This is a genomic window from Curtobacterium sp. NPDC087082 (assembly GCF_044745045.1).
In the GTDB taxonomy this organism is placed as follows: Bacteria; Actinomycetota; Actinomycetes; order Actinomycetales; family Microbacteriaceae; genus Curtobacterium.
In genome coordinates this window covers 332,884-351,542 of sequence record NZ_JBIUZN010000001.1, presented here as the reverse complement: position 1 = coordinate 351,542, position 18,659 = coordinate 332,884, and the positions used below count along the sequence as shown (strand labels likewise).

Here is an 18,659-nt window from a genome sequence, read left to right as displayed (position 1 = left end):
GGCACATGATGCCCGTCGGGACCTGCACGTGTGCGATCTTCGTCGTCATGTGAAATACTGAATATGACGTTCGATCGCGAAAGGTGCCTCATGACCGCTCTCCGCCCCAGCCCGATGCGCCGTCGCGTCCGCGGCCGCGTCCTGCTCATGCTCTGCGTGATGTACGCGATCGCCTACATCGACCGCACCAACATCTCGACCGCCCTGCCCTACATCAAGGACGACCTGGGCCTCACGGACACCATGGCGGGCTACGTCGTCGCGGCGTTCGCGCTGCCGTACGCGTTTCTCCAGATCTTCGGGGGTGCGATCGGCGGTCGCATCGGACCGCGCAAGATGCTCGCGATCGTCGCGGTGCTGTGGGGCGTCGCGACCCTGCTGACCGGCTTCAGCGTCGGACTCATGTCGCTGATCGGTGCGCGACTGCTGCTCGGGCTGACCGAGGCGGCCGCGTTCCCCACCGCCACCCAGGCGATGAGCAAGTGGATCCCGATCGACCGGAACGGCTTCGCACAGGGCATCACGCACTCGGCGGCCCGCCTCGGCAACGCACTCGCGCCGCTCATCGTCGCCGGGCTCATCATCGTGGCGGGCTGGCGCAGCTCGTTCCTCGTCGTCGCCGCGCTCAGCGTGATCTGGGCCGGGCTCTGGTGGGTCGTGTTCCGGGACCGCCCGGCGGACCACCCGAAGATGACGTCCCAGGAGCTCTCGGAGCTCGGGGAGCTGCACACCCCCGCCGGTGTGGCGGACCGCGTGAAGACCCCGTGGAAGCAGCTCGTGCCGCAGATCCTCCCCGTCACGTTCGTCGACTTCGGCTACGGCTGGACGCTCTGGGTGTTCCTGACCTGGCTCCCGACGTTCCTCAGCGACACGTACGGTCTCGGCATCGGCGGCTTCGCGCTGTACACGTCGATCATCCTGCTCGCAGGTGTCGTGGGCGACACGGTCGGCGGCATGCTCAGCGACCGGATCGTCGCACGGGGTGGGGACGTCCGGCACGCGCGACGCGTCATCCTCGTCATCGGCCTCGGCGGCGCCCTCCTCTGCCTCACCCCGCTGCTCTTCGCGCAGAGCCTCCTCGTCGCGACCGTGGCACTCACGCTGTCGTTCTTCTTCCTCGAGCTCTGCAACGCCAACCTCTGGGCCATCCCGATGGACGTCGCGCCCCAGTGGTCCGGTGCCGCGTCCGGGCTCATGAACACCGGGTTCGGCATCGCCGGCGTCGTCTCGCCGATCGCGTTCGGCGTCCTCATCGACGCCTCCGGCTGGGTCGCGCCGTTCGGGCTCTCGATCGGCCTGCTCGCCGCGGCGATCGTCGTCGCCTGGTTCATGCACCCGAAGCGCGTGCGTATGGTCGACGGTACCGTCGTCGTCGGCGGCGCAGCGGCCGCGACGACCGAGACGGTGTCCCGGTGAGCCGCGAGCTGACCCTCCGTGCCCTGCTCGCCGAGCGTGCCCGCGCGACCCCGGCCCACCCCTACCTCGAGGACGCACGGTCCGACCGGGTGCTCGACCACGAGACGCTCGCCCGCGCCGTGAGCGCCTGGGAGCGGGTCTTCGACGGCCTGGGCATCGCCCCGTCGGGCGCCGTCCTGGTCGACCTCGGCGACCCGCTGTCGTTCGCCGTGGTCCACCTCGCGGCGATTGCGACCGGGCGTCGGTCCGTCCCGGTGGACCCGGGGCAGCCGGCGTCCGAGGTGGCCCGGTTGGGATCGCTCATCGGCGGGGCGTCGCTCGTCGTGTCCGACCGCGAGGAGCGTTCCGCACTCGACGGGGTCCCGGCGGCGCGGGTCGGCAGGGACTTCGGCCCGGTGCACGTGGTGCGTGGTCCCGTGCCCGGCAGCGACCCGGACGCACCGGGGGAAGGGTCGGCGGTGCTCTTCACCTCGGGTTCGACCGGCACGCCGAAGGGGGTCGAGATGCCCGAGTCGCAGCTCCTCTTCGTCGCACGGCAGGTCGCACAGCACAACGGCCTCACGCCGTCCGACCGCGGCTTCAACTCGCTCCCGCTCTCGCACGTGAACGCCGAGGTCGTCGGGCTGCTGGCGACCCTCGTCGCCGGGGCGACCCTCGTGCTCGATCGTCGCTTCCACCGCACCGGGTTCTGGGAACTCCTCGCCGAGCGTCGGGTGACCTGGCTCAACGCCGTGCCGGCGATCCTCGCGGTCCTCGTCAAGACCGGACCGCTCGTGTTCCCGCCGGGCCTCCGGTTCGTCCGCAGTGCGTCCGCTCCACTCCCGGAACCCGTCCGTGCAGCACTCGGCCACGTCCCGCTGGTGGTCAGCTGGGGGATGACCGAGGGCGCGTCGCAGATCGCGGCCACCCCGCTCGGTGCGCCGGCCCGACCGGGCAGCGTCGGCGTCCCGGTCGGCTCCGAGGTGCAGGTGCGGGACGAACACGGCAACGTGCTGCCCGCGGGCGACGTCGGGTCGCTGTGGGTCCGCGGCGAGGGGATCGTCCGGTCGTACCTCTGCGGACGCGCGGCCGAGCGGTTCGACGCCGACGGCTGGCTCTCCACGGGCGACCTCGGCCACGTCTCGGAGGACGGGTGGGTCTGGCTCGTCGGGCGTGCGGACGACGTCATCAACCGCGGCGGTGAGAAGGTCTACCCGGCCGAGGTCGAGGACGTCCTGCTCGGGGACCCGCGGGTGCTCGAGGCGGTCGTCGTCCCCCGCCCGCACGAGGTGCTCGGCAGCGTCCCGGTCGCCTACGTCGTCGTCCGGCCGGACTGTGACACCGGCGCCGCCGTGCTGCACGCGGCACTCCTCGAGCGTGCCGAGGCAGAGCTCGCCCGGTTCCGCCGCCCGGTGGAGGTCTTCGTCGTGCGGGACCTCCCGCGTGCGTCGACCGGGAAGGTCCGGCGGGTCGAGGTCCGCGCGATGGCACAGGGCGCCTGAGCGGACGGGTTCTCCACAGATCCCGCTTCGCTGAACCGCGGTGGCCGCGGCGCGAGCACCATGGGCGCATGAGCCAGCTCGACAAGCAGGACCCGCGCGACCAGTTCCCCCGTCCGCCATTCCCGGCCCAGACGCAGCAGGGATCCGGACTGGCGAGCGCGATGGACCCGGCACCGGACCACGGCGAGACGAGCTACCTCGGCACGGGCCGCATGCCCGGTTACCGTGTGCTCGTCACCGGGGCCGATTCGGGCATCGGACGGGCAGCGGCGATCGCGATGGCGAAGGAGGGCGCGGACGTCGCCCTGAACGCCCTGCCCGAGGAACGCGACGACCTCGAAGCCGTGCGGGACATCGTGGGCGGCCTCGGGCGGAAGGCCGTGCTGCTCCCCGGCGACCTGACCGACGAGGGGTTCTGCGACACACTCGTGCGCGACGCGGTCAGCGAGCTCGGCGGACTCGACGCCCTGGTCCTGGTCGCCGGCCACCAGAAGGTGCACGACGACGTGACGGCACAGTCGACCGAGGACTTCGACCGCACGATGAAGGTCAACCTGTACTCGCTGTTCTGGCTGGTGCGCGCGGCGGTGCCGCACATGGCGCCCGGCAGCGCGATCGTCACGACGAGCTCGGTGTCCGCGTACCAACCGCAGGACCGGATGATCGACTACGCGGCGACGAAGGCCGCCATCATCACGTACACGAACGGGTTGGCGCGACAGCTCGCGGCGAAGGGGATCCGGGCGAACACCGTCGTCCCGGGCCCGGTGTGGACGCCGTTGCAACCGATCAGCTACCCGGGCGACGAGATCGCCGCCTACGGGCAGGACACACCCTTCGGCCGACCTGCACAGCCGGTCGAGCTCGGCAGCGCGTACGTGTACCTGGCCGGCCCCGAGTCGTCGTACACGTCGGGGACGACCCTCACGGTGGCGGGGGCGACCGGGGTGGCGCTGTGAGTCCGACCTCGCGCAAGACCGTGGTCCTGGTGGGGGACCGCCGCATCGCCCTGACGAACACCGACAAGGTGCTCTACCCGGAGACCGGCACCACCAAGGGACGCGTGATCGAGTACTACGAGCGGGTCGCGCCGTGGATGATCCCGCACGTGAAGGACCGCCCCGTGACCCGGAAGCGCTGGGCGAACGGCGTCGACGGCAAGGTGTTCTTCGAGAAGAACCTGCCGGACTCCGCGCCCGACTGGGTCCGGCACCACACCATCCACCACGCCGAGCACGACAACGAGTACCCGATCGTCGACGACCTGCCGACCCTCGTGTGGATGGCGCAGCAGGCCGCGCTGGAGCTGCACGTGCCGCAGTGGCGGTTCGGCCCCCGCGGCGGGCAGCAGAACCCGGACCGGCTCGTCCTGGACCTCGACCCCGGCGACGGCGTCGGGCTGCCCGAGTGCGTCGAGGTCGCCCTCGCAGCGCGCGAGATCCTGCACGGCATGGGGCTGGACCCGTACCCGGTCACGTCCGGGTCGAAGGGCATCCACCTCTACGCCGCGCTCGACGGCGGGGCTTCCACCGCACACGTCTCCGAGGTGGCGCACGAACTCGCGAAGGCGCTCGAGCAGGACCTACCGGACCTCGTGCTCTCCTCGATGAGCCGGGCGGAGCGGACGGGCAAGGTGTTCGTCGACTGGTCGCAGAACAACGGCAACAAGACGACGATCGCGCCGTACTCCCTGCGCGGCCGTGACCGGCCGACGGTCGCCGCGCCGCGCACCTGGAAGGAACTCACCGAACGCGGGCTCGCGCAGCTCACCCTGGACGAGGTCCTCGAACGCCTGGAGGAACGCGGCGACCACCTGCACCCGGTCGCCTCCGCCTCGTTGGCGGTCGGACGGGACGACCACGGTCACTGGGACAGCGACCGGACCCAGCAGGCGAACGACGCGGAGCAGCCCGCGCGCGACCGGCTCGCGGCGTACCGCGCCAAGCGCGACGCGTCGAAGACCCCGGAACCCGTGCCCGAGGACGCGCCGACGGTGCGGAAGGACGGCACCCCGACGTTCGTCATCCAGGAACACCACGCCACACGCGACCACTACGACTTCCGGCTCGAGCACGACGGGGTCCTGGTCAGCTGGGCGCTGCCGAAGGGTGAACCCACCGACCCGGGGAAGAACCACCTGGCGGTGCAGACCGAGGACCACCCGCTCGAGTACGGCGCGTTCGAGGGCACGATCCCGAAGGACGAGTACGGCGGCGGGACGGTCACGATCTGGGACGACGGCACGTACGAGCTCGAGAAGTGGCGCGAGGGCGAAGAGGTCATCGTCACCCTGCACGGCCGGACCGGGGGCGCTCGCCGACTGGCGCTGCTGCACACCCGCGGGCGGGGTCGTGGGCGCGACGGCGACGAGAAGAACTGGCTCATCCACCGCACGAAGGACCAGCCGGACCGTCTGGCGGACGGCGGGGACGGGGCGGGGACGAGCCGCGCCTCCCGACCTGCACCCGCCGGCGGCGACCCGACCTCGCGCATCGACCGGACGGCCGCGTCGGACACCGCTCCGGCTGACCGCCGTACGATGCAGGCGACCCTCGCGAAGGGCGAGCCGACGCTGGACGAGTCCGACTGGGCGTTCGAGATGAAGTGGGACGGCATCCGCGCGCTCGCGACCGTCCGGGACGGTTCGGTGACACTCCGCAGCCGCAACGACAACGACCTGACGGTGCAGTACCCCGAGCTCCAGGAACTCGGCGACCGCGCCGGGGTGGACGGCGTGTTCGACGGCGAGATCGTGGCCCTCGACGATCGGGGGCGGCCCTCGTTCCAGCTGCTGCAGAACCGGATGGGACTGACGAAGTCGCGCGAGGTCGAGGCGGCACGGCGGGAGACGCCGGTCCGACTGCTGCTCTTCGACGTGCTCGAGGCGGACGGGCACGAGCTCACCCGCCTCGGGTACGACGCGCGTCGCCAGGCGCTCGAGACGGTGGTCGAACCGGGCGGTGCGATCGACGTCCCGCCCGCGTACCAGGGCGACCTCGCCCGGGCGATGGCGGCCTCGGCGGAGCAGGGACTCGAAGGGGTCGTCGCGAAGAAGCGGACGTCGAAGTACGCCGAGGGTCGGCGATCAGAGGCGTGGCTCAAGCTGAAGCACCACGCCACGCAGGAGGTCGTGGTCGGCGGGTGGAAGCCGGGGAGTGGTCGGCGTGCGGGTGGGGTCGGCTCGCTGCTCCTCGGCGTCCCCGGGCCGGACGGGCTCGAGTACATCGGGAAGGTCGGCACCGGCTTCCGCGATCGCGACCTCGACGAGATCGGTGCGACGCTCGCCGCGCTCGAGCGGAAGACCTCGCCGTTCGTCGACGTCCCACGGCCCGATGCCCGCGACGCGCACTGGGTGACGCCGAAGCGCGTTGGGGAGGTCGAGTTCGCCGAGTGGACGTCGGACGGCCGGTTGCGACAGCCCTCGTGGCGCGGGTGGCGGGTGGACAAGGACCCCGGGGACGTCGTCCGGGAATCGTGAGCATGCATCCGCATGGGGTCAGCCCGGGGCGAACTTCCGTCCCCCGTTCCACCCTCGACCGGGGGACGAATCGGGGTCGATCCCCCGGGATTCCGGTACGGGCTGTTACGTTCGCCGGGACGAAAGGGCGCGAGCATGAGCGCGAGCAAGTACCTGCCCCCGTTCACCGCGGAGGAACGAGTCACGATCGCAGGGGACCGATCGGCGCGCACACCCGTGGACCCAGGGGTCGCGGTGACCGAGTCCGAGGTGACGTACGCGGACTTCCTCGGTGACGAGGTCGACGAGTAGGTCGGGGACGACGGTCCACGCAGTGCTCGCTCCGCGTGGTGATCGACCCCGACGCCGCGGGCTGGGGGAGAAGACGGCCCGTGCGCCGGATCAGGGGACGCACGGGCCGCCGTCGGGGCGCCGTGACCGGTCGTTCAGGGATGACCGGTCACGACGCGCTTCGCACCAGGCACGCACCGCGCTCCTGGTAGACCCGTACGTAAGACGTGACGACGACCGCGATCGTCACGCGAGAACCGAAGAAAATCGACGAGGAGCCGACCCTGAGCGACGCTGACGCCCTGGCGTCCCTGTCGGACGCCTCCCTCGTCGCGCGCAGCGCCGACGGCGACACGGTCGCGTTCGGGGTGCTGATCCGCCGCTACGGCCCGCACATGCGCGCCTACGCCGCTCGGATCCTCGGACACGGCGACGGCGAGGCCGAGGACGCCGTGCAGGAGGCGGCGCTCCAGGCCTGGCAGCGCATCGACCGGGTGGACGACCCCGACCGTGTGCGGAACTGGCTGTTCCGGATCGCGGCGAACAAGGCGCTCGACCGCCTCCGTCGGCGGCATCCACACCTGGACCTCGAAGCGGTGGTCGACTCGGCCGACGACCGCCCCGTCGACGAGGTCGTCAGCACGCGGCTGCAGGTCCAGGAACTCGCGCGTATCGTGCAGGCACTCCCGGACGCGCACCGTGCCGTCTGGGTGATGCGGGAGATCGGTGGGGCGTCGTACGCCGAGATCGCCGAGGCGACGGGGATGCCGCAGGCGACCGTGCGCGGGGTGCTGGCGCGGGCACGACGTCGTGTCCTCGAGCAGATGGAGGGGTGGCGATGACCGACGACGAACGGTTCGGCGCGTTCACCCTCGAGGAACTCTCCGACTACCTGGACACCGACCGCACCCCGGCGCGGCCGGACATCGACGGCGACCCCGAGGCGGCCGCCGCGTTGGTGCGGCTCGAGTCGCTGCGGACGGCCTCGCGAGACCTGCTCGACGCCGAGGCCGCGGAGGCCGCCGGGGCCAACGCCGGTTGGATCGCCAGCGTGCTCGCGTCGGTGCGGACGACGGCGCACGCGGGCCGGGACATCCCCGTCCCGGACGACGACCCCGCGTCGACGCTCGTCGTGACCGAAGGCGCACTCCGCGGACTCGTGCGGGCTCTCGGCGACGAGGTACCCGGCGTGGTCGTCCGACGGACCCGGTTCACGGGCGACGTCGGGACGGCCGGCGGATCGGTCGACGTCGAGGTGTCGATCGCCGCGAGCGCCGACGGGCCGGTGCACCTCCGCGCCGAGGCACTCCGGTCGATCATCGAGGACGCGCTCGCGGCGCACGCACCCTTCGTGGTGCGGTCGCTCGTGGTGCGGGTGGCGGACCTCATCGAGGGAGGACGACCGTGACCGACGACGTGCGCAGTGTCTCGCGCGGACTGACCGCGGTCGTGCTCGGGGTCCCCGGGGTCCGTTCGGTGCTGCCACCGGGGCCGAACCTCGCCACGCTCGTCCGCGACGTCCACTCGGTGCTCGACCTGCCCCGAGACGGTGGCGCGGTCCTCGTGCAGGACCGACGCGAGGGCGCCCGGATCCGCGTGGTCGTGACGACGGACCGGCGGGTCCCGACGCTCGGGCTCGTCCGGAGCGTCCGCGACGCGGTGGTCGCCGAGGGGACGGCGTTGCTGGGACGTCGACCGTCGGACGTCACCGTGCGGGTCGTCGAGATCGACTGAGCGCCCGAGACCACCGGCCGGGGAAACTCAGGGAGCGGGCGCGGGACCGTCGGCGGGCTCGGCGTCGTCGGCGACCGGGAGGTCCTCGTCGATGAGGTCGTCCTCGTCCGGTTCGACCACCTCGGCCGCAGCAGCCTTCGCCTCGTCGATGGACTCCTGGGAGCGGCGGAGCAGGTCGTCGTCGTGTGCTGGCTGGTCGGTCATGCCGGCGACGCTACGCCGGAGCTCCTGAGTCGGCATCGCGGCGACGGTCGCTCGGCGGGGGAGCAGCCGGCGGCTCGAAGTCCACCGCCGAGGTCGGCGCCGGGGTCGTCGGCATCGCGGGGACGGCGGGCGTCCCGAAGGCGTCGGCGGCGTCGAGCACCGCCCGGGTCGCCGCGGCAGCGGTCCGGAGGGCGTCCCCGATCGGCATCGCCCGGTGTGCTGCCGTCCGCACCTCGACGCCCCACGGCTCGTCGAACCCGAGGTCGCGCACGGTGCGGACGAACCCCGGGACGTCCCAGGCGCCGGCGCCGGGCAGGTGGCGAGCTTCGCGGGCCTCCTCGGCGAGGGTCATGCCCGCTGGCGTGTGGAGCAGGCCGTCGCTCAGCTCGACCGCGGCGAGCGACGCCGGCGCGACGCCCTCGCGGATGGAGGCGAGCGTGGACCCGCCGCGCAGTGCGTGCATCACGTCGACCAGGAGCCCGCCGTTCGGGTGACCGGCGGCGGTGACGAACCGGGACGCGCGCTCCACCGTCGGCAGGTTCGACCACGGCTCGGGCTCGAGGACGAGCTGCGCACCGACCTTCGCGGCCTGCCCGGCCAGTTCGTTCCAGTCGTCGACCATGGCGGACGGCGAGACGCCGGGCAGCGTGACGTCCGCACGCGCGACGACCTGCCAGGCGCTCAGGGTCGCGGCGGCCTCGAGCACCACACCGCGGTCGGCGTCCTGGTCGGTGGTGTGGTTCGAGCAGGTCCACCAGCGTTCGAGCGGTCCCAGCTGGACCCAGACGATCCCCGCACCGTCGAGCATGCGGCGGAGGGTGGCGAACCCGATCGTCGCCCGCACCTCGTGCAGGTCACCGAGCGACAGCGAGAGTCCGGCGAAGCCGGCAGCACCGACGGCGTCGATGCGCTCGCCGATCGGTTCGGTCCCGGCCCATGTCCAGGACGTCGCGAGCAGGTCGTGTTCCTGCACGGCGGCACCTCCGTTCTCCGGACACGCCGCCCCGCCCCGTCGCGGTCGGGTGTCCCCAGTGTGGCGACACCGCGCACCCCGCAGCGGCATCGAGACATTGCTACTCGGTGGTGCTGCGTGCCCTCCCAGGCCGCCGACACACGGGGGAAACGCGTGGGGTCACACGATCACGGTCCGGACCGAGCCCACGCCGGCGATCGTGCCCTCGAGGAGGTCCCCGCGGGCGAGGACCCCGACACCGTCCGGGGTGCCGGTGAACAGGAGGTCGCCCGGCGCGAGGGACACGAACCGCGAGAGCTCCGCGATGGTCTCGGCGACCGACCAGATCTGGTCGGCGAGGTCCCCGGACTGTCGGAGCTCGCCGCCCACCCGCAGCTCGATCGTGCCCGAGGTCGGGTCGACATCGGCGGCGGGGACGATCGCGCCGACCGGGGCCGAGGCATCGAAGCCCTTGGCGGTGTCCCACGGGCGGCCGAGCCGCTTCGCCTCGGCCTGCAGGTCGCGCCGCGTGAGGTCGATCCCGACGGCGTAGCCCCAGACGTGGTCGAGGGCCGTGTCGACCGGGATGTCCGTTCCGCCGCGACCGATCGCCACGACGAGCTCGACCTCGTACTCGAGGCGCTCCGTGACGGACGGGTACGGGGTGTCCGCGTCGTCGGTCACCACCGCGCCCGCCGGCTTCGTGAAGAAGAACGGCGGCTCGCGGTCCGGGTCGTGGCCCATCTCGCGTGCGTGCGCGGCGTAGTTGCGGCCCACGCAGAACACCCGCCGGACGGGGAAGCGTCCGCCGGTGGTGGTGGGGACGGTCGGGAGGGTCGGGGCCGGGATGACGAGGTCGCTCACCCGTCCAGCGTGCCACCGGCAGCGCGGTGCTCGGTCAGCCCTCGCTGATCGAGGCCTCCCACCGGAGCTTCCGTGCTCGTGCCCGTTCCTGTCGTTCGCGCCACTCGATCCGCATCTCCGCGAGTCGTTCGAGGTCACCGGCCGCACGGACGAGCGGCCCGTAGTGCGGGTGCGCGAGCAGGCTGGGGGTCCGGCGTTCCATCCGGTCGAGTCGGGCCTTGAAGGACGCGTCGTCCTCATCCGAGATCATCGTCGGGTCGTTCCTCTCTGCCGCGGAGCCGTCGCGCGGCGGTCGTCTCGTGGTCGTCGAGCGCGCGCTCGACCCACTTGTCGTCGTCGGTGACCCAGGTCCGGGTCATCAGGGCATCGGTCATCAGAGCGGCCGCGTCACGGCGCCGCTCATCGGCCGACAACGCCCGCTCGACCACCCACGACCAACGCTGCCACCAGTGGTCCCGATGCCCCAAGAACTCTGTATTCCGCCGCCTGACGCGACAGGACCGGCCACGCGCCGAGCGTGACCGGTCCTGTGGAACGTGATCCGCGCCTCCTGGATGTGGAGGAGTGCGCGGACGCGCGTCAGTTGCCGGGCGCAGCCCCCTCGGTCTCCCCCTCGCCCGGGTCGCCACCCGTGCCCTCCGATGCCGCCTCGTCCTGCGGCCACCCCGAGAACCGCCACGCACCGACGCTCGGGTGGTCCTCGCCCTTCGTGTACGCGTACTCGCGGGCCGCCGTGCGGGCCTCGGACAGCCGCGTGCGCAGCGCGTCGTGCGCCGACGCGTCCACCCGGGTCAGGGCGTCGTGCGCGAGCGCGAACCGGTCCATCTCGTTGCGCATGAGCATGTCGAACGGGGTCGTGGTCGTGCCCTGCTCGAGGAACCCGTGCACGTGCAGGTCGTCGTGCCCGTTCCGGCGGTAGGTCAGTTGGTGCACGAGGGACGGGTACCCGTGGAACGCGAAGACGGTCGGGGTACCGGGGAGGAACAGTTCGTCGTAGCGCTCGTCGGGGACCGGGTGCTCGTGCTTCCGGGGGTCGCCGATGGACAGCAGGTCGACGACGTTCACGACACGGACGCCGACCTCGGGAGCGTGCTGGCGGATGATGTCCGCGGCGGCCACGGCCTCGACGGTGGGGACGTCCCCGGCACAGGCGAGCACGACGTCGACGCGACCGACGGTCTCCTCGGTGCCGGCCCAGTCCCAGACCCCGAGTCCCGCGGCGACGTGCTCGACCGCGTCGGGCAGCGACAGGAAGACCGGCTCGGGGTGCTTGCCGGCGACGATCACCTCGATGCGGTCGGTCGTCTCCAGTGCGTGCGCGGCGACGGCCAGCAGGGTGTTCGCGTCGGCCGGCAGCTTGATCCGGACGAGGTCCTGCTGCTTCGACGCGACGACGTCGAGGAACCCCGGGTCCTGGTGCGAGAAGCCGTTGTGGTCCTGGCGCCAGACGTGCGACGACAGCAGGATCGACAGGTTCGAGACGGGTGCCCGCCAGTCGATGTCCGTCGAGGACTCGAGCCACTTCGCGTACTGGCCGACCATCGAGTCGATGATGTGCGCGAACGCCTCGTAGGTGTTGAGGACACCGTGGCGGCCGCTCAGCACGTAGCCCTCGAGCATCCCCTCGAGCAGGTGCTCGGACAGCACTTCGGTGACCCGACCGTGTGCGCCGAGGTGCTCGTCCCCGACGCCACGCTGGGCACGCCAGACGCGCGACGTGACGTCGAAGACCGCGTCGAGCTTGTTCGACACCGTCTCGTCCGGGCCGAAGAGCCGGAAGGACGAGGGGTTCCGCTGGATGAGTGCAGCGAGCCAGGGGCCGAGCGTGCCGGTGGCGCTCGCGTCCTCGCCGACGGGGACGCCGAACTCCTCGAGCCCGGGGCGGTCGAGTGCGGTGCGGAGCCGGCCGCCGTTCGCGTGCGGGGTCGCACTCATCCGCAGGTCGCCGGTGGGTCGGATGGTGGTGAGGATGCCGATCGGCTGGCCGTCGTCGTCGAACAGCTCCTCGGGGCGGTAGGACCGCATCCACTCCTCGAGCTGCCGGCGGTGGTCGTCGTCCTCGCGGACGGCGGGCAGGGGGACCTGGTGGGCGCGGAAGGTCCCCTCGACCTGCTGGCCGTCGACGACCTTCGGGCCGGTCCAGCCCTTGGGCGTGCGGAGGATGATCATCGGCCAGCGCGGTCGGAGGTCCGCAGCACCGGCCGGCTGCCCGGCGGCCGCTCGCTGCGCCTGGGCGCGGGCCGCGGCCTGGATGTCGTCGATCGTCGCGAGTGCACGCCGGAGCGCACCGTCGAACAGGGCGTGCACGGCGAACGGGTCGTCGTCGACGCGGGCGGAGTCGACCACGATCGGCTCGTACCCGAGCCCGCGGAAGTAAGCGTGCAGGTCGTCGTGGGGGATGCGTGCGAGGACCGTCGGGTTCGCGATCTTCCACCCGTTCAGGTTGAGGATCGGCAGCACGGCGCCGTCCGACACCGGGTCGAGGAACGTGTGCGCCTGCCAGGACCCGGCGAGCGGCCCGGTCTCGGCCTCGCCGTCGCCGACGACGCACGCGACGACGAGGTCCGGGTTGTCGAGTGCCGCTCCGTACGCGTGCGCGAGGGAGTAGCCGAGCTCGCCGCCCTCGTTGATCGACCCCGGGGTCTCGGGCGCCGCGTGCGAGGGGATCCCACCGGGGAAGGAGAACTGCCGGAAGAACTGCCGCAGCCCGTCCGGGTCCGGCGTGATGTCCGGGTAGAGCTCGCCCCACGTGCCGTCGAGCAGCGCGTTCGCGTTCATCGCGGGACCGCCGTGACCGGGCCCGCAGATGTACAGGAGCTGCCGGTCCGTCTCGGCGATGAGCGCGTTGCAGTGCGCGTAGACGAGGTTGAGCGCCGGCGAGGTGCCCCAGTGTCCGAGCAGCCGGGGCTTCACGTCGTCCGGCGTGATCGAGCGGTCGAGCAGCGGGTTGTCGAGCAGGTAGATCTGCCCGACGGTGAGGTAGTTCGCGGCGCGCCACCAGGCGTCGATCGCGCGGATCCGGTCGGTGCTCGAGGGGGATGCGGGGGCCATGCCCCCACGGTACGGAGGCGGTCGCGGGGGAATCCCAGAAAAACTTCCAAACCGTTCGGCAGGGGGTGCCGAATGCATGTCACAAGGGCAAACGCCCAGGGCGCTCTCCGGTCACGAACGGCCGGGCCACAGCAAGCACACAGCACGGCGCGTGCACAGGAGCACGTCGCCACCGGCCGGAGCCCCCGAGACAGCAAAGGACCCAACCCATGCGCAAGTCCCTGAAGACCTCCATCACGCTCGCCACGACGGGTGCGCTCGTGCTGGGTGGTGCCGCGTTCGGCATCACCTCGGCGCAGGCCTCGACCCCGTCGGTGCACACCGTGTCGTCGTCCTCGTCGAAGATCCCCGGCCCCGTCGCGTCGGTGCCCGAGGTCCTCGGTGGCGACACCGCAGTGAAGCTCGACTCCGGCTTCACCGACGCCCTGACCGCGCTGAAGCTGACCCCGGGTGTCTCCGGTGACGCCAAGCTCGCCGACGGGTCCGTGTCGTTCCCGATCACGTCCGGTTCGGTGACGTACTGGTCGCCGGACGGTGACTACCGTCCGTACGTGCAGGGTCTGCTGAACCACGACGACTCGGGTCTGACCCTCACCGCCGGTGAGACGACGGTCACGCTGGAGAACTTCGTCGTGAACCCGGGCTCGTCCAAGCTCTACGGTGACGTGCTGGTCAACGGCAAGGTCGCGGTGAACAACGCGTACCTGTTCTCGCTGCACGGTGGCACGCTCAAGCCCCTGCAGCTCGAGGGTGACAACGCGATCCTGACCGGCACCACGGTGCACGTCTCGGGTGACGCCGCGAAGCTGCTCAACAGCACCTTCAAGACCGACGCCGTGAAGTCCGGCCTCCTCGTCGGCACCGCCACCATCACCGCCAAGATCAAGTAACGCTTCCACGCCAGGGACGACCGCAGCACCGCGCCACGAGCGCGGTGCTGCGGTCGTTCCCGTGTCCGGGGGCGGTCCAGGAGGCGCGGATCACCTCACCGACGTCGGCGCCACCACCGCCGGGGTCGGTCCGCCTCGGCAGCGGCCCGGTCCGCGGCCGCCTGCGCCTCGGTCGCCAGTCGCTCCTGCCGACGCGCTCGCCAGCCGGCGACCTCGGTCTCGACGTCACGGAGCGGGGTCACCACCGGCGGCCCACCGAGGAGCTGCCGGCGGGCCTCCTTCACGCGGGCGTTGAAGTCGTCGAGCACGTCACGGACGTCGGGCTCGGCGGAGAGGGCGTCGAGGTGCTCGTCGAGCTCGGCGTCCTCCTTCCGCAGCGCCAGGGCGGGCGGGGCGATCCCGGTGATCTCCTCGCGCTCGATCTTCGCCTTGATCCACCAGTCGGGGTCGTGGCGTCCGTCGTTCCCCGGGAGCCGCTTGCCGTGGTACGGGTTGCCCTCGAAGACACCCCGACGCTCGGCCTCCTCGATCTGGGCCCGAGCGTGCGCCGCGACGTCGGCCGCCTTCAGGAGCCGACGCTCCTCGCGCACCTCGTCGGGGTCGAGGGAGCCGCGTTCGATCTCGCTGTCCACGAGCTGCTGGTACCGGTAGCGGGCGGCCCGTCGCAACCGGTCCATTCGTGCATCGACGTCGTTCATGACCCCTCCATGATCACTCCCCGGAGCGCTCCTCGCCAGCGACCTCCTCGATCGTGAGCGCTGCCTGGATGAGCGCCAGGTGCGACAGCCCCTGCGGGATGTTGCCCATGAACGTGCCGTCCTCGCTGATCATCTCGCTGAACATGCCGACGTCGTTCGCCTGCTCCACCATCTCGTCCATGAGGTCGCGGGCGTCGTCGACCCGTCCGACGCAGGCCATCGCGGCCGCGAGCCAGAACGAGCACGCCACGAACGGCGACTCCTCGGACTCCATGCCCGAGTACCGGTACACGAGCGGGCCGTGCTGCAGCTGCTCCTCGATCGCCCGGATGGTCGACTCCATGCGGGGGCCCCGGTCGAAGGCGCTCATCGCGTGCAGCAGGATCGACGTGTCGAGCTTGTCGGAGCCCGGGTACATCACGTAGTACCCGCGTTCCTCGTCCCACCCGTGCTCGGCGACCCACTGCTCGATGAGCTCGCGGTTCTCGATCCACTTGTCGCGCGGCCCGTCGATCATCCCGGCCTCGTGCAGCTCGGCCGCGGCGTCGAGCGCCTGCCAGCAGCCGATCTTGCTCGAGACGTAGTGCTGCGTGTCCTGGAGCTCCCACATGCCCGAGTCCGGCTCCTCCCACCGGTGGCAGGCGTCGTCGGCGAGCTCCTGCAGGACGGCGGCGGTCTTCCGGTCGAGGACGTTGCCGGCGCGGACGTACTGGCGCAGGATCTCGAAGACGTCACCCCACACCCCGAGCTGCAGCTGGTCGCCGGCGCGGTTCCCGATGGTCACGGGGCCGATGCCGTTCCAGCCGGGGACGTCGCGCTCCTCGACGCCGTCGCTCTTCGAGCCGTCGAGCTCGTAGAAGATCGGCATGTCCTCGTCGTGCTCGGCGATCGTGCGCATCACCCAGGACACCGCGGCGTGTGTCTCCTCGCGCAGCCCGAAGCGGGTCAGCGCGTGCACCGTGTACGACAGGTCGCGTACCCAGGCGAACCGGTAGTCCCAGTTCTTGCCGCCGGTGCGGTCCTCGGGCAGGCTCGTCGTCGGAGCCGCTGCGATCGCGCCGGTCGGCGAGAAGATGAGCAGCTTGAGGGCGAGGGCGCTCCGCTGCACCGGCTCGGCCCACGGCCCGTCGTACGAGAACTCCTCCGACCAGGTCGCCCAGTTGTCGATCGTCCGGTCCATCGCCTGGAGCGCGCTCTCCGGCCGGGGCATGAAGATCGGCTCGTCGTGGGTCCCGACGATGGTCAGGATGTGCTTCGAGCCCTCGGCCGTGGTGAAGCGGCCGGAGAACCGGGGGCCGTCGTCGTGCACGGGCTCGAAGCCCTGCTCGACGATGGCGATCGTGATGCCGTCGATGCCGATCACGGCGCCGTTCGCGGTGTCGAGACGTCTCGGTTCGGCCGTGTTGAGCAGGGTCCCCGGCACCACCGCCCACTCCATCTCGACCGTGCCGTCGACACCCTGCACGCACCGGGCGACCTCGGCCCAGGGCAGGCGTCCCGCGACGCCGGTCACCATCGCGTCGGTCACGGTCACGGAGCCCGATGCCGTGGTCCAGGTGGTGACGAGCACGTTCGTGCCCGGCAGGTACTCGCGCGAGACCTCGGCGTCGGCGTCGACCGGCCGGAGGGCGATGTGTCCGCCGTGCTCGGCGTCGAGGATGCTCGCGAAGACCGGCGGCGAGTCCATCGAGGGGATGGGCAGCCAGTCGATCCGGCCGTCCCGCGCGACGAGCGCCACCGTCCGACCGTCGCCGATCGCGCCGTAGGACCGGAGCGGTGCGTAGCCGTCGGTGCGCTCCTCGTCGTCGATCACGTCAGGGGTGTCTCGGGTCCGCTCGGTCATGCTCCCAGCCTGCCCGCGCTCTGGGCCCGACCATCAGGCGGGCGTACCCCGCTGTGGAGGACGCCCGCCGTTCCTCCAGGCTGTGGAGAACCGGCGACACGCCCGGGGTGACTTGTGCACCCCGGGCGTGTCGCACTACTGTCGTCCTCCTGCCCATCGGCAGGACCGCCCGTCCCGGGCACCACCGGAAGGACCGCGCGTGCGCACCGTGCAGCACCACGAACAGCGAGTCGAGCTCCAGCTCGACACGCTCCTCGTGCTGCCCGAACAGCGCAACCCGCAGCAGTCCGACCGCTATCCCGCGTAGGCACGCGACGTCACCCGACGCCCCGTGCCCACCCGGCCCGGGGCGTCCTCTCCACGACGCTGCCCTCCGAACGCCACGCCTCGTGGTGCCGGACGGCAGCAGGACCTCGCCCCGGACCGTCACCGAAGACCGGCACGAAAGCGAGACGAAGCAATGGAGAAGATCACCGACCGGCTGCTGAGCTGGGCCTCGATGCTCGAGGACAACACCGAGCAGCAGGCCCGCACGACCGCTCGCATGCCGTTCGTGTTCCCGCACCTGGCCCTCATGCCGGACGCCCACCTGGGCCTCGGCGCCACCGTCGGGTCGGTCATCCCGACCCTCGGCGCGGTCATGCCGGCAGCCGTCGGCGTGGACATCGGCTGCGGCATGATCGCGGTCCGGACCCAGTTCACCGAGGCCGACCTGCCCGACGACCTGCAGGAGCTGCGCGAGCAGATCGAGCGGGCGATCCCGCTGTCGGCCGGTGCGTCGAACCGGAAGATCGTCGCCACGGCCGAGCCTCGGATCGCGGAGCTCGAGACGATGGCCGAGGGCGCCGGGTTCGACCCCGCAGGAGTGCACGGCGGCTGGCGCAACCAGCTCGGCACGCTCGGGTCCGGCAACCACTTCATCGAGGTGTCGCTCGACGAGGCGGACCGCGTCTGGCTGTTCCTGCACTCCGGGTCGCGGGGCGTCGGCAACAAGATCGCCCAGCGGCACATCGCGGTCGCCAAGAAGGCCATGCAGCGCTGGTGGATCGAGCTGCCCGACCCCGACCTGGCGTACCTGGTCGAGGGGACCCCGGAGTTCGACCGGTACATCGCCGAGCTGCGGTGGGCGCAGCACTTCGCGCTCCTCAACCGCGAGGAGATGATGGACCGCGTCGTGCGGCAGCTGTCCGAGGTCGTCGGCACGCCGGTCGACGAGCGGGAGCGGATCAACTGCCACCACAACTTCACACAGCGCGAGACGCACTGGGGGAAGTCGGTGTGGGTGTCCCGGAAGGGTGCGATCCAGGCGAGGGCGGGGCAGCCCGGTCTGATCCCGGGGTCGATGGGCACCGCGTCGTACGTCGTCGAGGGCCTCGGCAACAAGCCGTCGCTCGAGTCGTCGCCGCACGGTGCCGGTCGGCTGTTCTCGCGGAGCGCCGCCCGGCGGACGTTCACGCACGACCAGCTGCGCGAGGCGATGGTCGGCATCGAGTACCGCGACACGGACGCGTTCCTCGACGAGATCCCGGCGGCGTACAAGCCGATCGACCAGGTCATGGCCGACGCCTCGGAGCTCGTGTCGATCCGGCACACGCTGCGGCAGGTCGTCAACGTGAAGGGCGACTGACGTCGCCGTCACGCCGGGTCGGGAGGCGCGGGGGGGGGCCCCCCCCCCCCCCCCCGCCGGCCCCCCCCCCCGGGGGCCCCCCCCCCCCCCGCCGGGCGCCCGGCGGGGGGGCCCCCCCCGGGGGGGGGGGGCCCCGCGGGCCCCCGCGCCC

The 18,659-nt window shown here is 71.8% G+C and carries 18 protein-coding genes; 10 read left to right on the top strand and 8 right to left on the bottom strand.

What is annotated here, in order from left to right; translation table 11 throughout:
• Positions 1-90 precede the first annotated feature (90 nt).
• The 8 genes from ACIPEP_RS01595 (at position 91) to ACIPEP_RS01560 (ending at position 8,379) form a co-directional block, all read left to right on the top strand.
• Entirely contained in the window at positions 91-1,416 is a 1,326-nt protein-coding gene (locus ACIPEP_RS01595; protein WP_402716283.1) for an MFS transporter, read from the top strand.
• A complete protein-coding gene (locus tag ACIPEP_RS01590; RefSeq protein WP_402716282.1) occupies positions 1,413-2,897 on the top strand; it encodes a class I adenylate-forming enzyme family protein in 1,485 nt (494 codons plus the stop codon). The genes ACIPEP_RS01595 and ACIPEP_RS01590 overlap by 4 nt, the downstream gene beginning before the upstream one ends.
• Positions 2,898-2,965: 68 nt before the next feature.
• Positions 2,966-3,856 (top strand): SDR family oxidoreductase, encoded by an 891-nt coding sequence (locus ACIPEP_RS01585; RefSeq protein ID WP_071303361.1) that lies wholly within the window; start codon positions 2,966-2,968, stop codon positions 3,854-3,856.
• Positions 3,853-6,375, top strand: coding sequence for an ATP-dependent DNA ligase (locus ACIPEP_RS01580; RefSeq protein WP_402716281.1), 2,523 nt, complete (start codon positions 3,853-3,855; stop codon positions 6,373-6,375). The genes ACIPEP_RS01585 and ACIPEP_RS01580 overlap by 4 nt, the downstream gene beginning before the upstream one ends.
• A gap of 135 nt (positions 6,376-6,510) precedes the next feature.
• Positions 6,511-6,666: a hypothetical protein gene (locus ACIPEP_RS01575; protein ID WP_175473746.1), complete on the top strand. Its 156-nt coding sequence runs from the start codon at positions 6,511-6,513 to the stop codon at positions 6,664-6,666.
• A 206-nt stretch (positions 6,667-6,872) separates the two neighbouring features.
• Positions 6,873-7,487 (top strand): RNA polymerase sigma factor, encoded by a 615-nt coding sequence (locus ACIPEP_RS01570; protein ID WP_229086513.1) that lies wholly within the window; start codon positions 6,873-6,875, stop codon positions 7,485-7,487.
• Complete coding sequence (locus tag ACIPEP_RS01565) at positions 7,484-8,053, top strand: hypothetical protein (RefSeq protein ID WP_402716280.1); 570 nt, start codon at positions 7,484-7,486, stop codon at positions 8,051-8,053. The genes ACIPEP_RS01570 and ACIPEP_RS01565 overlap by 4 nt, the downstream gene beginning before the upstream one ends.
• A complete protein-coding gene (locus ACIPEP_RS01560; RefSeq protein ID WP_336696953.1) occupies positions 8,050-8,379 on the top strand; it encodes a hypothetical protein in 330 nt (109 codons plus the stop codon). The genes ACIPEP_RS01565 and ACIPEP_RS01560 overlap by 4 nt, the downstream gene beginning before the upstream one ends.
• A gap of 27 nt (positions 8,380-8,406) precedes the next feature.
• Here the strand turns inward: ACIPEP_RS01560 and ACIPEP_RS01555 are convergent, their stop codons facing one another.
• The 6 genes from ACIPEP_RS01555 to ACIPEP_RS01530 all read right to left on the bottom strand — a co-directional run bounded on the left by ACIPEP_RS01555 (position 8,407) and on the right by ACIPEP_RS01530 (position 13,450).
• Positions 8,407-8,583 (bottom strand): hypothetical protein, encoded by a 177-nt coding sequence (locus ACIPEP_RS01555; RefSeq protein WP_156794789.1) that lies wholly within the window; start codon positions 8,581-8,583, stop codon positions 8,407-8,409.
• A gap of 10 nt (positions 8,584-8,593) precedes the next feature.
• Complete coding sequence (locus ACIPEP_RS01550) at positions 8,594-9,556, bottom strand: sugar phosphate isomerase/epimerase family protein (protein ID WP_402716279.1); 963 nt, start codon at positions 9,554-9,556, stop codon at positions 8,594-8,596.
• A 159-nt stretch (positions 9,557-9,715) separates the two neighbouring features.
• On the bottom strand, positions 9,716-10,399 hold the full coding sequence (locus ACIPEP_RS01545; RefSeq protein WP_402716278.1) for a fumarylacetoacetate hydrolase family protein: 684 nt from the start codon (positions 10,397-10,399) through the stop codon (positions 9,716-9,718).
• A 34-nt stretch (positions 10,400-10,433) separates the two neighbouring features.
• Complete coding sequence (locus ACIPEP_RS01540) at positions 10,434-10,649, bottom strand: hypothetical protein (protein ID WP_229086518.1); 216 nt, start codon at positions 10,647-10,649, stop codon at positions 10,434-10,436.
• On the bottom strand, positions 10,636-10,758 hold the full coding sequence (locus ACIPEP_RS01535) for a hypothetical protein (protein ID WP_402716277.1): 123 nt from the start codon (positions 10,756-10,758) through the stop codon (positions 10,636-10,638). Before ACIPEP_RS01535 ends, ACIPEP_RS01540 begins: the two co-directional genes overlap by 14 nt.
• Positions 10,759-10,978: 220 nt before the next feature.
• Positions 10,979-13,450: a phosphoketolase gene (locus ACIPEP_RS01530; protein WP_402716276.1), complete on the bottom strand. Its 2,472-nt coding sequence runs from the start codon at positions 13,448-13,450 to the stop codon at positions 10,979-10,981.
• A gap of 209 nt (positions 13,451-13,659) precedes the next feature.
• Between ACIPEP_RS01530 and ACIPEP_RS01525 the strand changes: the two genes are divergently transcribed.
• Positions 13,660-14,340: a hypothetical protein gene (locus ACIPEP_RS01525; RefSeq protein ID WP_070417182.1), complete on the top strand. Its 681-nt coding sequence runs from the start codon at positions 13,660-13,662 to the stop codon at positions 14,338-14,340.
• A gap of 95 nt (positions 14,341-14,435) precedes the next feature.
• Here ACIPEP_RS01525 and ACIPEP_RS01520 read toward each other — a convergent pair whose 3' ends face one another.
• On the bottom strand, positions 14,436-15,038 hold the full coding sequence (locus ACIPEP_RS01520) for a DUF1992 domain-containing protein (protein ID WP_261646957.1): 603 nt from the start codon (positions 15,036-15,038) through the stop codon (positions 14,436-14,438).
• Positions 15,039-15,051: 13 nt separating this feature from the next.
• Positions 15,052-16,881 carry a glycoside hydrolase family 15 protein gene (locus ACIPEP_RS01515; RefSeq protein WP_402716275.1) on the bottom strand — a complete coding sequence of 610 codons (1,830 nt, stop codon included), beginning with the start codon at positions 16,879-16,881 and terminating at the stop codon, positions 15,052-15,054.
• 460 nt (positions 16,882-17,341) lie between these two features.
• Between ACIPEP_RS01515 and ACIPEP_RS01510 the strand changes: the two genes are divergently transcribed.
• Positions 17,342-18,508: an RtcB family protein gene (locus tag ACIPEP_RS01510; protein ID WP_402716274.1), complete on the top strand. Its 1,167-nt coding sequence runs from the start codon at positions 17,342-17,344 to the stop codon at positions 18,506-18,508.
• The last annotated feature ends 151 nt before the right edge of the window (positions 18,509-18,659 follow it).

Bases quoted from the DNA above. Each gene is read 5' to 3' on its own strand.
- ACIPEP_RS01595 (WP_402716283.1), top strand. From the start codon at position 91: ATGACCGCTCTCCGCCCCAGCCCGATGCGCCGTCGCGTCCGCGGCCGC.
- ACIPEP_RS01585 (WP_071303361.1), top strand. From the start codon at position 2,966: ATGAGCCAGCTCGACAAGCAGGACCCGCGCGACCAGTTCCCCCGTCCG.
- ACIPEP_RS01575 (WP_175473746.1), top strand. From the start codon at position 6,511: ATGAGCGCGAGCAAGTACCTGCCCCCGTTCACCGCGGAGGAACGAGTC.
- ACIPEP_RS01565 (WP_402716280.1), top strand. From the start codon at position 7,484: ATGACCGACGACGAACGGTTCGGCGCGTTCACCCTCGAGGAACTCTCC.
- ACIPEP_RS01555 (WP_156794789.1), bottom strand. From the start codon at position 8,583: ATGACCGACCAGCCAGCACACGACGACGACCTGCTCCGCCGCTCCCAG.
- ACIPEP_RS01540 (WP_229086518.1), bottom strand. From the start codon at position 10,649: ATGATCTCGGATGAGGACGACGCGTCCTTCAAGGCCCGACTCGACCGG.
- ACIPEP_RS01535 (WP_402716277.1), bottom strand. From the start codon at position 10,758: ATGACCCGGACCTGGGTCACCGACGACGACAAGTGGGTCGAGCGCGCG.
- ACIPEP_RS01530 (WP_402716276.1), bottom strand. From the start codon at position 13,450: ATGGCCCCCGCATCCCCCTCGAGCACCGACCGGATCCGCGCGATCGAC.
- ACIPEP_RS01525 (WP_070417182.1), top strand. From the start codon at position 13,660: ATGCGCAAGTCCCTGAAGACCTCCATCACGCTCGCCACGACGGGTGCG.
- ACIPEP_RS01520 (WP_261646957.1), bottom strand. From the start codon at position 15,038: ATGAACGACGTCGATGCACGAATGGACCGGTTGCGACGGGCCGCCCGC.
- ACIPEP_RS01515 (WP_402716275.1), bottom strand. From the start codon at position 16,881: ATGACCGAGCGGACCCGAGACACCCCTGACGTGATCGACGACGAGGAG.
- ACIPEP_RS01510 (WP_402716274.1), top strand. From the start codon at position 17,342: ATGGAGAAGATCACCGACCGGCTGCTGAGCTGGGCCTCGATGCTCGAG.